At 67.6% G+C, this 20470-nt stretch carries 1 protein-coding gene (only partly in view); it reads left to right on the top strand.

All coding sequences use genetic code 11. From position 1 onward, the window contains the following. On the top strand, positions 1–20470 hold the 3' portion of the coding sequence (locus FOS14_RS01950) for a non-ribosomal peptide synthase/polyketide synthase (protein WP_143768554.1). 10430 nt of this gene lie to the left of the window's left edge; 20470 of the gene's 30900 nt are visible here — the last part of the coding sequence; the start codon falls outside the window, past its left edge; the stop codon is at positions 20468–20470.

Below are 20470 nucleotides of genomic sequence, written 5' to 3'. Positions count from 1 at the left end.
CGCCATCGGCACCCCGTTCGCCGGTCGCGGTGACGCGGCGCTCGAGGATGTCGTCGGCATGTTCGTCAACACCCTCGTGCTGCGCACCGAACTCGATTACGGTGCGTCTTTCGCCGAAACGCTGGATGCCGTGCGCGAGACCGACCTCGGCGCGTTCGCGAATGCGGATGTGCCGTTCGAGCGGCTCGTCGAGGTGCTGAACCCGGTGCGGTCGACGGCGCGTCACCCGCTGTTCCAGGTGGGCCTGTCCTTCCAGAACGTGGGCCAGTCCCGCTTCGAACTGCCGGGCCTGACCGTCTCCACGGTCGACATCGACTCCGGCATGGTGCCCTACGACCTGATGAACATCACGGTCACCGACGCCTACGACGACCACGGGGAACCCGCAGGCATCACCGGCGCCATCACGTACGCGACCGACGTATTCGATGAATCCACGGCAATGCGCTTGTCCGAGCGCATAGTCGGCTTCCTCACCGCGGTCGCGGCGACACCGTCGATGGCCATCGGTGACGTGCCGATCATGACCGACGCCGAGCACATTCAGGTGCTGACGGAATGGAACACCCCGGGCGTCACGGTCGACCCGGCACTGACATTGGTGAGCCTGTTCGACGCTTCGGTGTCGGCCAACCCGGACGCAATTGCGGTGCGGTTCGGCGACTCGCAGTTGACGTACGCCGAGCTGGATGCCTCGTCGAACCGGTTGGCTCGCGCGCTCATTGCGCGCGGCGTGGGACCGGAATCGAAGGTGGTTATCGGGGTCGAGCGGTCGCTCGAACTCGTGGTGGCGATGCTCGGTGTGGCCAAGGCCGGCGGCGTATACGTTCCGGTCGACGTGAACTATCCGGAGCAGCGGTTGAGCTTCGTGCTGACCGATTCGGCGCCGGTGTGTGTCGTGTCGACCACTGCGGATGCCGCAAAGCTGCCCGCGCACGGCGTCGATGTGATTTTGGTCGATGACCGGGATGCGTTGTCGCGGTTCAGCGACCAGCCGATCGGTAACGACGAGCGAGTGTCCGAGCTCAGCTCGGCGAACCTCGCCTACATCATCTATACGTCCGGCTCCACGGGCGTACCCAAGGGTGTCGGGGTGGCGCACCACAACGTGGTGACACTGCTGACCAACACCAACGAGCTGTTCGGCTTCGACAACACCGACGTGTGGACCATGTTCCACTCCTTCGCCTTCGACTTCTCCGTGTGGGAGTTGTGGGGAGCGTTGGCCTTTGGCGGCAGCGTAGTGGTGGTCGACTACTCGACCTCGCGGTCGCCGGCCGATTTCGTCGAGCTCGTCGCGCGCGAAGGCGTGACGGTGCTGAACCAGACGCCGTCGGCGTTCTACCAGTTCGCTGAGGCCGAACGCGTTGGCGGCGTTGCCGTTTCCAGTCTGCGTTGGGTGATCTTCGGCGGCGAGGCGCTGGATCTCGGCCAGCTCGGACGCTGGTTCGAACGCCACGGTGACGTGCAGCCGCGGCTGGTGAACATGTACGGCATCACCGAGACCACGGTGCATGTGTCGTTCCTCGGTGTCGACACCGAATTGGCCGCGCGCGCGACTGGCAGTGTCATTGGCCGGGCTCTGCCCGGACTGACCGTCTACGTGCTCGATTCGCGCTTGCGTCCGGTGCCGGTCGGCGTGGCGGGCGAGGTCTACGTCGCCGGTGAGCAGGTCTCGCGCGGCTATGTGGGCCGCCCGTCACTGGCGGCATCCCGATTCGTGGCGAATCCGTTCGGCGCGGCGGGTGCCCGGATGTACCGATCGGGTGACGTCGCGCGCTGGAACGCCGACGGGCAGCTCGAGTATGCCGGGCGCAGCGACCAGCAGGTGCAGTTGCGCGGCTTCCGCATCGAACTCGGCGAGATCGAGTCGGTGCTGCTGAGGTTTGACGGTGTCGCGCAGGCGGTCGCCATCGTCCGGTCCGACGAACACGCCGGCGACCAGCTCGTCGGATACGTGGTGCCAGAGGCAGGTTCGGTGATCGACACTGCCGAACTGCGGACCTTCGTCGGTGGGTTCTTGACCGCGTACATGGTGCCCGACGCGATCGTCGTGCTCGATGTACTGCCGCTGACGCCGAACGGCAAGCTGGATCGAAAGGCTTTGCCCGCGCCAGTGTTCCAGGCGAAGGCTTTCCGGGCGCCATCGACTCCGATCGAGGAGATCGTGGCGGGTGTGTTCGCGGATGTGCTCGGGGTGGAGCGGGTCGGCGCGGACGACGATTTCTTCGAGCTCGGCGGGAACTCGCTACTGGCAGCGCAGGTTTCGGCACGGGTGGGCGCCGAACTCGACACTCGGGTGCCGGTGCGCGAGGTCTTCGAGGCGTCGACGGTTGCCGGTTTGGCGACGCGCGTCGAGTCGCATTCCGGTGAGGGTCGTATCGCGCTGACACGTCAGGACCGCTCGGGCGCTATCCCGTTGTCGTTGGCGCAGACTCGGATGTGGTTCCTGAACCGCTTCGACCGTGAGTCGGCGGCGTACACGATCTCGTTCGCGCTGCGGATGTCCGGTCGGGTCGATGTCGAGGCCTTGCGGACCGCGATTGCCGACGTGGTTGCCCGGCATGAGGTCTTGCGGACGGTGTATCCCGAGACCGCCGACGGTCCGGTGCAGGTGATCCTGCCCGCTGCCGAGGCACGGGTGGACATGCCGGTCGAATCGGTCGCGGCCGAAGACCTGTTGAGCGTGGTGGCCGGGTTCATGACCATCCCGTTCGATGTGACCAGCGAAGTGCCGGTTCGCGTGCGGCTGTACCAGATCGGCGAGGCGCAGTACGTGCTTGCCGTGGCGGTGCATCACATTTCCGGTGACGGTTCGTCGATGGTGCCGTTGGCGCGGGATGTGATGACCGCGTACGTGGCCCATGTCGACGGGCACGCCCCAGGCTGGGCACCACTGGATGTGCAGTACGCCGATTACGCGATTTGGCAGCGGCGGGTGTTGGGTGAGGAGTCCGACCCGAAGTCGTTGGCGGCGCGCCAGGTGTCGTACTGGAAGTCGCAGTTGGCGGGGTTGCCGGATCAGTTGGATTTGCCGGCGGATCGGCCGCGGCCGGTGCGGCAGTCCTTTGCCGGGGGCCGGGTGCCGGTGGTGATTCCCGCCGAGGTGCATGCGGGACTGGTACGCGTCGCGCAAGCCCATAACGCCACTGTGTTCATGGTGGTGCATACCGGTTTGGCGGTGTTGTTGGGCCGGTTGGCCGGTACCGATGATGTGGCGGTGGGCACCCCGTATGCGGGTCGGGGTGAGGCGGCGCTGGACGATCTGGTGGGCATGTTCGTCAACACGGTGGTGTTCAGGACCCGGTTGGACCCGGGGGAGTCGTTCACGGGGTTGTTGGCACGGCAGCGGGAGACGGATCTGGCGGCGTTCGCGCATGCGGATGTGCCGTTCGAACGGTTGGTGGAGGTGCTGAACCCGGCACGCTCGACCGCCCGGCACCCGCTGTTCCAGGTCGGATTGTCGTTCCAAAACCTCGCCCAGGCGAAGTTTGCTTTGCCGGGCCTCGAGGTCGAACCGCTGGACGCGGACCTGGGTTTGTCGCAGTTCGACCTGCATTGGATCGTGTCGGATTCTTATGACGAGTCCGGTGCTGCGGCCGGGATTTCGGGCATGGTCACCTACGCGACCGATTTGTTCGACCCGGACACCGTGTCGGTGTTCGCGCAGCGGTTGGTGCGGGTGTTGACCGCGGTCGCGACCGATCCGGGCGTGAGTGTGGGTGATATCGACCTGCTCGACAGTGCTGAACGTACTCGGGTGTTGGAGTCGTGGAACGCGACGGCGCATCCGGTGCCGGAGGTGACGCTGGCCGGTCTGTTCGCTGATGCGGTGGCCGGGCATGGGGATGGTCCGGCGGTGGTGGATGTGGACGGCACGGTGGTGTCGTATGCGCAGTTCGCGGGCCGGGTGTATGGGTTGGCGCGGTGGCTGATCGGCCAGGGTGTGGGTCCGGAGGATCGGGTGGTGGTGGCGATGAGCCGGCACCTGGATCAGCTGGTCGCCTTGTACGCGGTCGTGGTCGCGGGTGGGGTGTATGTGCCGGTCGACCCCGACCACCCGGTCGAACGCAGCCGGTATGTGGTCGACACCGCCGCCCCGGTCCTGGTGCTCGATTCGCTGGACGACATCGATGTGTCGGGGTATGCGACGTCGCCGGTAACGGATAGGGAGCGGCGGGCGCCGCTGCGGGCGGGGAACGCGGCGTATGTGATTTTCACTTCGGGGTCGACGGGCCGCCCGAAGGGTGTGGCCGTGTCGCACGCCGCGGTGGCCAATCAGATGCGGTGGGTGCAGGACTTCTACGGGATGTCGGCGGCGGATGTGGTGGCGGTCAAGACCCCGTTCACGTTCGATTTGTCGGTGTGGGAGTACTGGTCGGCGCTGACGTGTGGGGCGCGGGTGGTGCTCGCCCCACAAGGGGTGCCGCAGGACCCGGTGTTGTTGTGGGGGTTGTTGGAGCAGCAGCGGGTGAGTCTGTTGCATGTGGTGCCCTCGATGCTCGAGGCGTTGTTGGGGGTGCACGAGGGCCGACTGCCGGTCTCGTTGCGGGCGGTCCTGGCCATCGGTGAAGCGTTGCCGGTGGGTACGGCGCAGCGCGCGATCAGCGTCAACCCGGACTGCGGGATGTGGAATCTGTACGGGCCGACGGAGGCGGCGGTGTCGGTGACCGCGCATGCGGTCACCGTTGCGGATACGGTGTCGGTGCCGATCGGTGCCCCGGAGTGGAACACCGAGTGTTTCGTGCTGGACGAGCGCCTGCATCCGGTGCCGGTCGGGGTGGCCGGTGAGTTGTATCTGGGCGGTGCCCAGTTGGCGCGGGGCTATCACGACCGGGCGGAGTTGACCGCGGAACGGTTCATCGCCCACCCGTGGGTGGCCGGGGCCCGGTTGTATCGGACCGGGGACGTGGTCGCCTGGACTGCCACCGGTGAACTCGACTACGTCGGGCGCAGCGATTTTCAGGTGAAGGTGCGCGGGTTCCGCATCGAGTTGGGTGAGATCGAAACCGCCCTCCACGCCGTGCCCGGTGTGGCCCAGGCGGTCGTGCTCGCGGTGCACGATGCGCGGTTGGGGGACCGGCTGGTGGCCTACCTCGTCCCCGAACCAGGTACCACCCTGGACATTGCGAGCGTGAAAACGCAGCTGGGACAGCGTCTGCCGTCCTACATGGTGCCGGCGGCGTGGGTCGCCCTGGAGGCGTTGCCGTTGACGGTCAACGGCAAACTCGACCGCAAAGCGCTGCCGGCGCCGGTGTTCGAAGCGAAAACGTTCCGGGCCCCGGCCACCCCGGTGGAAGAGATCGTGGCCGGGGTGTTCGCCGACGTGCTCGGCCTCGACCGGGTCGGGGTCGACGACGACTTCTTCGAACTCGGCGGCAACAGTCTGCTGGCCACCCAGGTCACCGCGCGGGTGGGGGCGGCGCTGGACACCACCATCGCGGTGCGGGTGGTGTTCGAAGCCCCCACCGTGGCCGGGCTCGCCGCCCACGCCGAGTCGCGGGCGGGGCAGGGGCGTACGCCGTTGGTGGCGCAGCCGCGACCTGATCGGGTGCCGTTGTCGTTGGCGCAGAACCGGATGTGGTTCCTCAACCGGTTCGACACCACCTCGATTGCGTACACGATTCCGTTGGCGGTGCGGTTGTCGGGTCGGGTGGATCTGGCGGCGTTGCGGGCGGCGGTTGCTGATGTGATCGCGCGGCACGAGGTGTTGCGCACGGTGTATCCGGAGACCCCTGAGGGTCCGGTGCAGGTGATTTTGCCGGTCGAGCAGGCCCACATCGACGTCGATGTCGAGGACGTCGACCCCGCCGGCGTGTTCGCGGCGGTGGCCGGGTTTGTGGGCGAGCCGTTCGACGTGGCGGTGGCGGTGCCGGTGCGGGTGAAGGTGTTCGAACTCGGCGACAACGAATTCGTGCTCGCCGTCGCGGTGCATCACATCTCCGGCGACGGCTCGAGCATGGGGCCCCTCGCACGGGACGTGATGGTCGCGTACGCGGCCCGCGCCAACGGCGACGCCCCGGCATGGGCGCCGCTGGCCGTGCAGTACGCCGACTACGCCATCTGGCAGCGTCAGGTCCTCGGCGAAGAAGCCGACCCCGAATCCGTACTGTCGCGCCAGATCGACTACTGGCGCACCCAACTGGCCGGACTGCCCGACCAACTCGACCTCCCCACCGACCGACCCCGACCGGCCCGGCAGTCGCTGACCGGCGGCAAGGTGTCGATCGACATCGACGCCGAATTGCATGCTGAGCTAATACGTTTGGGGCAGCAGCACAACGCGACGTTGTTCATGGTGGTGCACACCGCCCTCGCGGTGCTGTTGGCACGACTGGCCAACACCGACGACGTCGCCATCGGCACGCCGTACGCCGGTCGCGGTGACGCCGCGCTCGACGACCTGGTCGGCATGTTCGTCAACACGATCGTGTTCCGGACCCAGCTGCAGGCCGGGGAATCGTTCACCGATCTGCTTGCCCGGCAGCGCGATATCGACCTCGCCGCCTACGCGAACGCGGACGTGCCGTTCGAGCGCCTCGTCGAGGTGCTCAACCCGGCCCGCTCCACCGCCCGGCACCCGCTGTTCCAGGTCATTCTCGGCTTCCAGAACATGGGGCAGGCACGCTTCGAATTGCCGGGGCTCACCGTTGAGACGCTGGACGCGAATTCGCTTGCTACCGAGTTCGATCTGCAACTCATGGTGGCCGACAGCTACACAGATGACGGCGCGCCCAACGGCATCAGTGGTCAGGTCATCTACGCTACCGACCTCTTCGACGAGTCCACGGTGGCATCGATCGTGCAGCGCCTCGTCCGGATGCTCACCGCGCTCGTCGCGGACCCGGAAACCGCTGTCGGCGATATCGATATTCTCGACCCCACCGAACGCGCGGACTTGCTGCAACGGCTTGGCGCACCGGCACTCCCGCCGCGTACGCTCGCCGATCTGCTCACGACGGCGGCAAGTTACGACCCCGACCGGCTCGCGCTGGTCATGGGGGACAACCAGGTCACCTACCGCGAACTCGATGCGCGCTCGAACCAACTGGGTCGCTGGCTGATTGACCAGGGCATGGGGCCGGAGAACCTCGTCGCCACCACCGTTCCCCGCTCCGTCGAGTCGATCCTGACCGTGTGGGGCGTCGCCAAATCCGGTGCGGCGTTTGCCCAGATCGACCCGCGACACCCGCGTGAGCGCATCGCCGACATGCTCTCCGACAGCGGCGCACGAATCGGTCTCACCGTCTCATCGGTGCGCGACGGGCTACCCGACAACATCGACTGGAAGATGCTCGACGACCCGGCGTTCCTGGCCGAAATCGACGCGATGCCAAGGGATCCGGTCACCGACGCGGATCGGGTGCGACCGCTCCGGACGGCTCACCCGGCGTATGTGATCTTCACGTCGGGCTCGACCGGTCGGCCGAAGGGCGTCGTGGTGACCCATACCGGTCTGATCAACTTCATGATCGATCAGCGGGACCGGTACCACATCTCGGCCGAGGCCAGGGTGCTGCATTTCGCGTCGCCAAGCTTCGATCTCTCGGTCATGGAATTCCTGCTCGCGCTCGGGCCGGGCGGAACGATGATCGTGGTGCCGCCCACCGTCTACGGTGGCGACGAGTTGGCCAGGCTCATCAAGGAACAACGAGTCACGCACGCCATCATCACGCCCGTCGCGCTCGAATCGGTCGACCCGAGCGGACTCGACGAGTTTCTCGACGTCGTGGCCGGCGGCGAGGCGGTGCCAGCGACGCTGGTGGCCAAGTGGGCCAACACAGATCCCACCGGCCAGCGGCGGTTCTTCAACGCCTACGGGCCCACCGAATCGACGATCGTCACCAACGTGGCGGGGCCCCTCGCACGTGGCGAGCGCGTGACCATCGGTGGTCCGACCCGCGGCGTGCAATGCGCGGTGCTCGACTCCCGGCTGCAGCCGGTCCCTGTCGGCGTTGCCGGCGAGCTGTATCTCATCGGCGCCCAGTTGGCCCGCGGATACCACAACCGCGCGGCACTGACCGCCGACCGGTTCGTCGCGTCGCCTTACGGCCGTCCTGGTGAGCGCATGTATCGAACCGGCGATGTGGTGCGCTGGACGCCCGAAGGCTTCATCGACTACATGGGCCGCAGCGATTTCCAGGTGAAGATCCGCGGTTACCGCATCGAACTCGGTGACGTGGAAGCCGCGTTGCGGGCGCACGAATCGGTCGACCAGGCCGTCGTCATCGGCTACAAGGCCGCCACCGGCGACATCCTCGCGGCGTATGTCGTGCCCAAGGCCGGGCAGGTTGCCGACGGAGCGCAGATCGAAGAGTGGCTGGCCGACCGGCTGCCGCCCTACATGATTCCGCGCTCCATCATCGCGATGGACACGTTCCCGCGCACGGTCGGCGGCAAGCTCGACCGTAAGGCCTTGCCGGAACCGGTATTCGAGACCAAGGACTTCCGCGCGCCGTCGACGCCGGTGGAAGAGATCGTGGCCGACGTGTTCGCCGACGTGCTCGGCGTGGAACGCGTTGGCGCAGACGACGACTTCTTCGACCTCGGTGGAAACTCGCTGCTCGCTACCCAGGTCACCGCACGGGTCGGCGAGGCGCTGGACACCCGGATCCCAGTGCGGACCCTGTTCGAGGCGTCCACAGTCTCCGCGCTGGCGGCACGCGTCGGTTCGCATGCCGGCGAGGGCCGGGTCGCGCTGACACCGCAGGACCGCAGCGGACCGATTCCGTTGTCGCTCGCACAGAACCGGATGTGGTTCCTCAACCGCTTCGACAACGAGTCCGCCGCGTACACAATCCCGCTGGCGGTTCGGCTGTCGGGCCAGGTGGACATCGCCGCGTTGCGGGCCGCCGTGGGAGACCTGGTGGCCCGACACGAAGTGTTGCGCACCATTTACCCGGAGACGCCGGACGGTCCCGTGCAGGTGATCCTGCCCGCAGCCGAGGCGATGATCGACGTCGACGTTGTGCCCACGTCGGAAGCTGACCTGTTCGCGGTGCTGGCCGAGTTCATCGGTGCGCCTTTCGATGTCACCACCGCGGTACCGCTGCGGGTGCGGGTTTTCGAGCTCGGTGCGGTGGAATTCGTGCTCGCCGTCGCGGTCAACCACATCTCTGGTGACGGCTCGTCGATGGGGCCGCTGGCGCGCGACGTCATGCTGGCGTACGCCGCTCGCGTCAACGGCGACGCTCCGGTCTGGGCACCGCTGCCGGTGCAGTACGCCGATTACGCCATCTGGCAGCGTCGGGTTCTCGGCTCGGAATCCGATCCGGAATCGTTGCTGGCCAAGCAAATCGGGTATTGGCGTGAGCAGTTGGCCGGGCTGCCGGAGCAGTTGGACCTGCCGTCGGACCGGCCGCGGCCACCACAACAGTCCTTCGCGAGTGCGCGGGTCCCCGTGCAGATCGATGCCGAACTGCATGCTCGCCTGGCCGAATTGGGCCACGCCCACAACGCGACGCTGTTCATGGTGGTGCACACGGCACTTGCCGTGGCACTTGGGCGACTGGCCAACACCGACGACCTCGCGATCGGCTCGCCGTACGCGGGCCGTGGCGACAGCGCGCTCGATGACCTCGTCGGCATGTTCGTCAACACGGTGGTGTTCCGCACGCAGCTGGACCTGACGGAGCCGTTCACCGAACTGCTTGCCCGCCAGCGCGATACCGACCTGGCCGCGTACGCGAACGCCGATGTGCCGTTCGAGCGGTTGGTGGAGGTGCTCAACCCGACCCGTTCGACGGCGCGCAATCCTTTGTTCCAGGTACTGCTCGCCTTCCAGAACCTCGGCACCACGCACTTCGAGCTTCCCGGGCTGGCGGTAGCCGGACTCGACGTCGATTTGGCGACGTCGCAGTTCGATCTGCACCTGACAGTTACCGACACCTACGGCGACGACGGCGCCCCGACGGGTATCGAGGGCACGCTGACCTACGCCACCGACCTGTTCGACGAGTCCACGGTCACTGGCTTTGTGAACCGCCTGGTGCGGGTCCTGACGGCGGTCGTCGCGGATCCCGAAGTGACGGTCGGCGACATCGACCTGCTCGACAGTGCCGAGCGCGCACTGGTGCTCGAGCAGTGGAACGACACGGCTGCCGCGTACGAAACCGCTACAGTGCCCACGTTGTTTGCGCAGTCGGCCGCGAGGTATGCGGACTCGCTCGCGGTGGTTGGCCCGAACGGCGAAGAGCTGAGCTACGGTGAATTGTCGGCACACGTCAACCGTTTGGCGCGCTGGCTGATCGAATCGGGCGTCGGACCCGAGGATCGGGTCGCGATCGCGATGCGGCGGTCGGTCGATCAGTTGATCGCGATGCACGCGGTGCTTGCGGCTGGCGGCGCCTACGTGCCGCTGGATCCGGACCATCCCGAAGAGCGCAACCGCTACGTGCTCGATACGGCCGCGCCCGCGGTGGTGTTGACCGAGCTGGATTCTCTTGATCTGTCCGGCTATTCGAACGCACCGCTGGAGGACGCCGATCGTCGCGCACCGCTGCGCCTCGCGAACACGGCCTATGTGATCTTCACGTCCGGCTCGACCGGCCGGCCGAAGGGTGTGGCGGTGCCGCACGGCGCCATGGCCAATCAAGTGCAGTGGTTGACTGCCGAATACGGCCTGAGCACAGCCGATGTGGTGCTGGTCAAGACGCCGTTTACCTTCGACGTGAGTGTCTGGGAGTACTTCGGTCCGTTGCTGACGGGCGGGCGTGCAGTGGTGGCAACACCGGACGGACATCGCGACCCCGCGTACCTCGCCGCGGTCATCGCGCAGCACTCGGTGACGATGACGTCCTTCGTGCCGTCGATGCTGAGTGTGTTCACGACCACTGCAGCGGCGACAGAACTGGAATCGTTGCGCGCGTTGCTGATCGCCGGTGAAGCATTGCCGCTGTCCACAGTGCGCGCGGTCTGGGCCTTGAAGCCCGATCTCGCCGTGCACAACCTGTACGGACCGACCGAGGCGACGGTGCACGCCACCGCGCATCAGGCGGCACCGACCGATCCGGCGAACGTCCCCATGGGTCTCCCGGTAGCCAATACCACTGCACTGGTGCTGGATTCGCGGTTGCGTCCGGTGCCGATCGGGGTGGCCGGCGAGCTGTACCTGGGCGGTGTGCAGGTGGCGCGCGGCTACTTCGAGCGTGCCGACCTGACCGCCGAGCGTTTCGTCGCGGATCCGTTCGCCGAGACGCCGGGTGCGCGGATGTACCGCACCGGTGACCTGGTGCGGTGGCGGTCCGAAGGCGAGCTGGAGTACCTGGGCCGCACCGACTTCCAGGTCAAGTTGCGCGGTCTGCGCATCGAACTCGGCGAGATCGAGGCCGCGCTACGAGACCAGCAGGCCGTTGCTGAAGCAGTTGCCGTGGTGCACCGCGAGTCGGCGCTCGGCGATCAGCTGGTGGCGTACCTCGTGGCCGCGTCCGGGCAGAGTATCGAGATCGACTCGATCCGTACGGCACTCGGCAGCCGCGTGCCGGCGTACATGGTTCCGTCGCAGTTCGTGGTGTTGGATGCGCTGCCGCTCAACGCTTCCGGCAAGCTGGATCGAAAGGCTTTGCCGGAGCCCGTGTTTGCTGCGCGCGAGTTCCGCGCGCCGTCCACGCCGGTGGAAGAGATTGTGGCGGGTGTGTTCGCGGATGTGCTCGGGGTGGAGCGGGTCGGCGCGGACGATGATTTCTTCGAGTTGGGTGGCAACTCGCTGCTCGCGGCACAGGTGACGGCGCGCATCGGTGCCGCATTGGATGCCCGGATTCCCGTGCGGATGCTGTTCGAGGCCTCCAGCGTGAGCGCGTTGGCCGCTCGGGCGGAATCCCAGGCGGGTGAAGGCCACGTTGAACTCACTCCGCAGGAGCGGCCGGATCGGATTCCGTTGTCGTTGGCGCAGACGCGGATGTGGTTTTTGAACCGGTTCGATCGGGAGTCGGCGGCGTACACGATTCCGTTTGCGGTGCGTCTTACCGGTGCGGTGGATGTGGCGGCGTTGACTGCGGCGGTTGCGGATGTGGTGGCGCGGCATGAGGTGTTGCGCACGGTGTATCCGGAAACTCCTGAGGGTCCGGTGCAGGTGGTGTTGGCGGCGAACCAGGCGCGGGTGGATGTCGACGTGGTCGACGCGGTCGAGGACGAGCTGGTGGGGTTGGTGGCCCAGTTCGTGGCGGCGCCGTTCGATGTGACTGCGCAGATTCCGTTGCGGGTGCGGTTGTTCCGGCTCGGTGCGCACGATTATGTGTTGGCTGTGGCGGTGCATCACATTTCCGGTGATGGTTCGTCGATGGGGCCGTTGGCGCGGGATGTGATGAGCGCGTATGCGGCGCGCGCTGACGGTGAGGCGCCGGGGTGGGCGCCGTTGGGGGTGCAGTACGCCGATTACGCGATTTGGCAGCGGCGGGTGTTGGGTGAGGAGTCCGACCCTGCCTCGTTGTTGTCGCGGCAGATCGGGTATTGGAAGTCGCAGTTGGCGGGGTTGCCGGATCAGTTGGATCTGCCGGCGGATCGGCCGCGGCCGGTGCGGCAGTCCTTTGCCGGTGGCCGGGTGCCGGTGGTGATTCCCGCGCAGGTGCACGCGGGGTTGGTGCGGGTGGCCCAGGCCCAGAACGCGACGATGTTCATGGTGGTGCATACCGGTTTGGCGGTGTTGTTGGGCCGGTTGGCCGGTACCGATGATGTGGCGGTGGGCACCCCGTATGCGGGTCGGGGTGAGGCGGCGCTGGACGATCTGGTGGGCATGTTCGTCAACACGGTGGTGTTCCGCACCCGACTCGACCCCGCGGAATCGTTCACCGACCTGCTGGCACGGCAGCGGGAGACCGATCTGGCGGCGTTCGCGCACGCCGATGTGCCGTTCGAACGGTTGGTGGAGGTGCTGAACCCGGCACGCTCGACCGCGCGGCACCCGTTGTTCCAGGTCGGCTTGTCGTTCCAGAACCTGGCCGCCACCCGCTTCGAGCTGCCCGGGCTGACCGTGGCCGGCGTCGATGTCGAGTTGGCGCTGTCGCAGTTCGACCTGCATTGGATCGTGTCGGATTCTTATGACGACACCGGTGCGGCGGCCGGGATTTCGGGCATGGTCACGTATGCGACCGACTTGTTCGACCCGGACACGGTGAGTGTGTTCGCGGAGCGGTTGGTGCGGGTGTTGACCGCGGTCGCGACCGATCCGGGCGTGAGTGTGGGTGATATCGACCTGCTCGACAGTGCTGAACGTACTCGGGTGTTGGAGTCGTGGAACGCGACGGCGCATCCGGTGCCGGAGGTGACGCTGGCCGGTCTGTTCGCTGATGCGGTGGCCGGGCATGGGGATGGTCCGGCGGTGGTGGATGTCGACGGCACGGTGGTGTCGTATGCGCAGTTCGCCGGGCGGGTCAATGGGTTGGCGCGGTGGCTGATCGACCATGGCGTGGGGCCGGAGGATCGGGTGGTGGTGGCGATGAGCCGCTCACTGGATCAGCTGGTCGCCTTGTACGCGGTCGTGGTCGCGGGTGGGGTGTATGTGCCGGTCGACCCCGATCATCCCGCGGAGCGGTCGCGGTATGTGATCGACACCGCCGCCCCGGTCCTGGTGCTCGATTCGCTGGCGGGCATCGATCTCGACAGCCTCGACACGGCGCCGGTAACGGACGCGGAGCGGCGGGCGCCGCTGCGCGCGGGGAACGCGGCGTATGTGATTTTCACTTCCGGGTCGACGGGCCGGCCGAAGGGTGTGGCCGTGTCGCACGCCGCGGTGGCCAATCAGATGCTGTGGGTGCAGGACTTCTACGCCATGTCGGGCACGGATGTGGTGGCGGTCAAGACCCCGTTCACGTTCGATTTGTCGGTGTGGGAGTACTGGTCGGCGCTGACGTGTGGGGCGCGGGTGGTGCTCGCCCCATCGGGGGTGCCGCAGGACCCGGTGTTGTTGTGGACGCTGTTGGAGCAGCAGCGGGTGAGTTTGTTGCATGTGGTGCCCTCGATGCTCGACGCCTTGTTGGGGGTGCACGAGGGTCGGCTGCCGGTGTCGTTGCGGGCGGTCCTGGCGATCGGTGAAGCGTTGCCGGCGGTGACCGCGCAGCGCGCGATCAGCGTCAACCCCGAGTGCGGGGTGTGGAATCTGTACGGGCCGACGGAGGCGGCGGTGTCGGTCACTGCGCATGCGGTCGGCCCCGCCGATACGGTGTCGGTGCCGATCGGTGCCCCGGAGTGGAATGTGCAGTGTTTCGTGCTGGATGAGCGGTTGCATCCGGTGCCGCCCGGGGTGGCCGGTGAGTTGTATCTGGGTGGCGCCCAGTTGGCGCGGGGCTATCACGCCCGCGCGGAGTTGACCGCGGAACGGTTCGTCGCCCACCCGTGGGTGGCCGGGGCTCGGTTGTATCGGACCGGGGACGTGGTCGCCTGGACTCCCGCCGGGGAACTCGACTATGTGGGTCGGTCGGATTTTCAGGTGAAGGTGCGCGGGTTCCGTATCGAGTTGGGTGAGATCGAAACCGCCCTGCACGCCGTGGCTGGTGTGGCCCAGGCGGTGGTGCTCGCGGTGCAGGATGCGCGGTTGGGGGACCGGCTGGTGGCCTACCTCGTCCCCACCGACGGTGAGCTCGACATCGCGGCGGTGAAGACCGAACTCGGACAGCGTCTGCCGTCCTACATGGTGCCCGCGGCGTGGGTGAGCTTGGAGGCGTTGCCGTTGACGGTCAACGGCAAACTCGACCGCAAGGCGCTGCCGGCGCCGGTGTTCGAAGCGAAAACGTTCCGGGCCCCGGCCACCCCGGTGGAAGAGATCGTGGCCGGGGTGTTCGCCGACGTGCTCGGCCTCGACCGCGTCGGGGTCGACGACGACTTCTTCGAACTCGGCGGCAACAGTCTGCTGGCCACCCAGGTCACCGCGCGGGTGGGGGCGGCCCTGGACACCACCATCGCGGTGCGGGTCGTGTTCGAAGCGCCCACCGTCGCCGGGCTGGCGGCGCTGGCGGAGTCGCGGGCGGGGCAGGGGCGTACGCCGTTGGTGGCGCAGCCGCGACCTGATCGGGTGCCGTTGTCGCTGGCGCAGAACCGGATGTGGTTCCTCAACCGGTTCGACACCACCTCCATCGCCTACACGATTCCGTTGGCGGTGCGGTTGTCGGGTCGGGTGGATCTGGCGGCGTTGCGGGCGGCGGTCGCTGATGTGATCGCGCGGCACGAGGTGTTGCGCACGGTGTATCCGGAGACCCCGGAGGGTCCGGTGCAGGTCATCCTGCCGGTCGAGCAGGCCCACATCGACGTCGATGTCGAGGTCGTCGACGAGACGCAGGTGTTCGCGGCGGTGGCCGGGTTTGTGGGCGAGCCGTTCGACGTGGCGGTGTCGGTGCCGGTGCGGGTGAAGGTGTTCGAACTGAGCGAGAGCGAGTTCGTGCTCGCCGTCGCGGTGCATCACATCTCCGGGGACGGCTCGAGCATGGGCCCGTTGGCACGCGACGTGATGGTCGCCTACGCGGCCCGCGCCAACGGCGACGCCCCGGCGTGGGCGCCGCTGGCCGTGCAGTACGCCGACTACGCGATCTGGCAGCGCCACGTCCTCGGCGAGGAAACCGACCCCGAATCCGTACTGTCGCGCCAGATCGACTACTGGCGCACCCAACTGGCCGGACTGCCCGACCAACTCGACCTCCCCACCGACCGACCGCGGCCGGTGGAGGCGTCGCAGCAGGGCCGTGACTACAGCTTCACCCTTGATGCGGAGTTGTTCGACGCGGTGCGCGCGGTCGCGGCCGCGAATGGTGCAACCACGTTCATGGTGGTGCATGCGGCGTTGGCGGTGTTGTTGGCGCGGCTGGCCAACACCGACGACGTGGCGATCGGTGCGCCGATCGCGGGGCGTGGGGAGGCCGAACTCGACGACCTGGTCGGCATGTTCGTCAACACGCTGGTCTTGCGTTCGGATGTCCAGCCGGGACAAGCATTTTCGGAGTTGTTGCGCCGGACCCGGCAGGCCGATCTGGCGGCATTCGCCAACGCGGACGTGCCGTTCGAGCGCCTCGTCGAGGTGCTCAACCCGGCCCGCTCCACCGCACGGCACCCGCTGTTCCAGGTGGCGTTGACGTTCCAGAACATGGGGCAGACCCGCTTCGAGTTGCCTGGGCTCACGGTTGCCGGCGTGGAGATCGAAACCACCTCGGCGAAGTTCGACATCCAGCTCACCGTCGCCGAGTCCGAGCCTGGCGCCGATGTTCCCGCGGTCTTGACGTATGCGACCGACCTGTTCGACGAGGCGTCGATGGCGGCGTTCGCCGACCGGTTCCGGCGGGTGCTGGCCGCGGTGACGGCCGATCCGAAGACCGCGGTCGGTGACATCGAACTGCTCGATGCGGCCGAACGCGAGCAGGTGTTGACCGCCTGGAACACCGCAGGCGCCAGCATCCCGGACCAGACGCTGGTCGACCTGTTCACTGCTGCGGCCGCCGCGCATCCGGAAGCGACGGCCGTGCGCTGCGGTGACGTGTCGTTGACGTATGCGGAATTGGCGTCGCGGTCGAACCGGTTGGCGCGCACCCTGATCGAGGCGGGGGTGGGTCCGGAATCGATGGTCGCGATCGCGGTGGAGCGGTCGGTGGACGTTGTGGTGGCCATGCTGGGCGTGCTCGGCGCCGGCGGGTCGTACGTGCCACTGGATGTGAACTACCCGGCTGCGCGGCTGAGTTTCGTGCTCGAGGACGCGGCGCCGGTGTGTGTGGTGTCGCGACGCGAGGACGCGGGCAAGTTGCCCGACACTGCGGTGCCGGTGGTGTTGGTCGACGAGGTCGATCCGCAACTCAGCGACGCGCCGGTGACCGATGCGCAGCGGCGGGCGCCGTTGACGCCGGACAACGTCGCGTATGCGATCTACACCTCCGGGTCGACCGGCATCCCCAAGGGTGTGGCGGTGTGCCATCGCAATGTCGTTGCGTTGCTGACGAATTCGGCTCCGCTGTTCGGGTTCGACGACACCGATGTGTGGACGATGTTCCACTCGTTCGCGTTCGACTTCTCGGTGTGGGAGTTGTGGGGCGCGTTGGCGTTCGGTGGCTCGGTCGTGGTCGTGGACTACGTGACGTCGCGCTCGCCGAGCGAGTTCGCGGCTCTGGTGGCCCGTGAGGGTGTGACCGTGCTCAACCAGACTCCGTCGGCGTTCTACCAGTTCGCCGAGGCCGAACGGTCCAACGGGGTGCCGTTGGCGTTGCGGCATGTGATCTTCGGTGGTGAGGCGCTGGATCTGGGTCAGCTCTCGCGCTGGTATGACCGCCACGACGACACCAGCCCGCGGTTGGTGAACATGTACGGCATCACCGAAACCACGGTGCACGTGTCGTTCCTGGCGCTCGATGCCGAGCTGGCCGCGGGTGCCTCGGCCAGTGTGATCGGTCGCGGACTGCCGGGATTGACGGTGTATGTGCTGGATTCGCGGTTGCGGCCGACCCCGGTCGGGGTGGCCGGTGAGATCTATGTGGCGGGCCCGCAGGTGTCGCGTGGCTACCTCGGTCGCGCCGAGCTGCGCGCGAGCAGGTTCGTGGCCAACCCGTTCGGTGCGCCCGGGGAGCGGATGTACCGTTCCGGCGACGTTGGGCGCTGGAACGCTCGCGGGGAACTCGAGTACGCCGGGCGCAGCGACCAACAGGTGCAGTTGCGTGGTTTCCGCATCGAACTCGGCGAGATCGAGTCCGCGTTGATGCGCTACGACGGTGTCGCCTCCGCGGTCGCGGTGGTGCGCACCGACGATCGGGTGGGCGAGCAACTGGTGGCCTATCTGGTGCCCGAAACCGGACGCAGCATCGACGCCGGCCACGTCAAGGAATCGGTGGCCGAGTTCCTCACCGGCTACATGGTGCCCGACGCGATCATGGTGCTCGATGCGTTGCCGTTGACCATCAACGGCAAGTTGGACCGTAAGGCGCTGCCGGCGCCGGAGTTCGTCAGCGACAAGGTGTTCCGCGAACCGCAGACCCCGATGGAGCAGGCGGTCGCGGCGGTGTACGCGGATCTGCTCGGAGTCGAGCAGGTCGGCGCCGACGACGACTTCTTCGACCTCGGCGGTAACTCGCTGGCGGCCACCCGGGCGGTGGCGCGGCTGAACGAGACCCTCGACGTCACCGTCGGGGTGCGCGATCTGTTCGAGTGCCCGTCGGTGACCGCATTGGCCGCGCGGATCGCCGCCGCCGAGTCCGGGTCGGTGCGGCCGCGGATCACCCGCGCCGAACGTCCCGAGCGGGTGCCGCTGTCGTTGGCGCAGCAGCCGATGTGGGTGCTCAACCAGCTCGACACCGCCTCGCCGGCCTACAACATCCCGATGGCGATCCGGTTGACCGGTGAGTTGGACACCGCCGCGTTCGCGGCGGCGGTCGCCGACGTGGTGGAGCGGCACGAGCCGCTGCGCACCCGCTACCCGGTGGCCGACGGCGTGCCCTATCAGCAGGTGCTGCCGCTGGCGCAGGTCGCCGCCGACTACGACCTGTCACCCGTGCACGACGCCGACGTGTTCGCCCGGGTGGTGGACATGGTCACCGAGGGCTTCGACGTGACCCTGGCCGCGCCGGTGCGGGCACGGCTGTTCAAAGCCGCCGAATCTTCTGGTCACTCCGCAGGCTCCGCTCCTGTGTCTTCTGGTCGCTCCGCAGGCTCCGCTCCTGCCGACGAGTATGTATTCGCCATCGTCGTGCACCACATTTGTGCCGACGGTGCGAGCCTGGCGCCGCTGGCGCGGGACCTGATCACCGCCTACGTCGCCCGCACCGGTGGTGACGCGCCGTCGTGGTCGCCGCTGAAGGTGGACTACGCCGACTTCGCCATCTGGCAGCGCCGGGTGATCGGCAGCCCGGACGAGCCGGATTCGGTGGCCGCGGCGCAGTTGGCGTTCTGGCGCGAGAGCCTGGCCGGTATCCCCGAACGCATCGACCTGCCGTTCGACCGGCCACGGCCGGCGCAGCAGTCCATGCGCGGGGGCACCGTGCTGTTCGACATCCCCGCCGAGATTCACACCGGATTGTCCACCGTTGCCCGGCAACGCAATTCGACCGTGTTCATGCTCGTGCACGCCGGTCTGGCCGCGTTACTGGCGCGGTTGTCGGGCAGCAGCGACATCGTCATCGGGACCCCGTACGCCGGTCGCGGCGAACGCGTCCTCGACGACCTGGTGGGCATGTTCGTCAACACCCTGCCGCTGCGCACCCGGGTCGAGCCCGACGCCCCGATCGGTGAGTTGCTCGAGGCCAGTCGCCAGGCCGACCTGGCCGCGTTCGCCAACGCCGACATCCCGTTCGAACAGATCGTGGAAGCGTTGCGCCCAGCCCGGTCGGCGTCGTATCACCCGATCTTCCAGGTGAGCCTGGCGTTCCAGAACTTCGAACAGGTGCATCTGGAGCTGCCCGGGCTGACGATCAGCGCGGTGGATGCCGGTGAGGCCACCGCAAAGTTCGACCTGCTGCTGGCCATCGAGGAACGCCATGAAGCGGACGGGGCAGCTGCTGGCATGACCGCCGGCTTCACCTACGCCAAAGACCTCTTCGACGAGGCCACTGTCGAGCGGTTCGGTCGCCGGTTGGTGCGCGTGCTGGCCGCGCTGGTAGCCGACCCGACGACCGCCGTCGGTGACATCGACATCTTCGACGACGACGAACGCGTGCAGCCGCGCCGGCTCGAACCCGTCGAACCGGTTTCGGCGCTTCCCGGAACCGGCCTGCTGCCCGCCCTCACCGCCTCGGTCGAGCAGGCCCCCGACGCGCCGGCCGTCTTCGCCGGCGAGGACGAATACGACTACCAAACCATCGACGGGCGCTCCTCCCAACTGGCCCGGGTGCTCATCAGCCGCGGCGCCGGCCCCGGCACCACCGTCGCGGTCGCGCTGGATCGCTCAGTCGAATCCGTCATCACCACCTGGGCCGTCCTCAAAGCAGGAGCCGCGGCGCTGCCGATCAACTCGGAGGAACCTCCCCATCAGCTCCCGGAGGTCGTGGTGGGCGTCACGACCCGCGACACGCTCCCGAGCGCCGGGAGCATCGAGTGGCTCATCCTCGACGATTCCGTCACAGCCGCAATGATTTCCGGTGAGTCGCCACGGCCGGTGTCGGCTGCACAACGCTCCCGCGACCTCGCCGGCACGGACGCCGCCTTCGTCGCGGTGACCGGCGATGCTGTCAGTTATGACGACCTCGCGGCCGATGTGGACCGGGTGACACGGGAGAGTGCGGTGGATCCGGAGTCCACCACCGCGCTCCTCGGATCTCAGCACTCCTACGGTGCTGTCGTGGAGGTGCTCGTCGCGGCCACCGCGGGTGCGGCACTGACTGTTTCGACGCCGGACACCGACGCGATCGGGGACTGGCTGGCCGAGGAGGAGGTCACCCACCTCGTGGTGGCGTCCGACGCCGACGCGCTGGACCCCGACGAGCTCAACGAACTCGCCGGTGTCATCGTGACCGGTCCGCATGCGGTCGACGTCGCGGCGAGCGACGGTCCGACCGTGGTCGACATCCGCCGCGCGTAG

This window comes from Skermania sp. ID1734, assembly GCF_007489285.1.
In the GTDB taxonomy this organism is placed as follows: domain Bacteria; phylum Actinomycetota; class Actinomycetes; order Mycobacteriales; family Mycobacteriaceae; genus ID1734.
The sequence above is the reverse complement of the archived record's forward strand: the minus strand, read 5'-3'. Positions and strand labels throughout refer to the sequence as shown.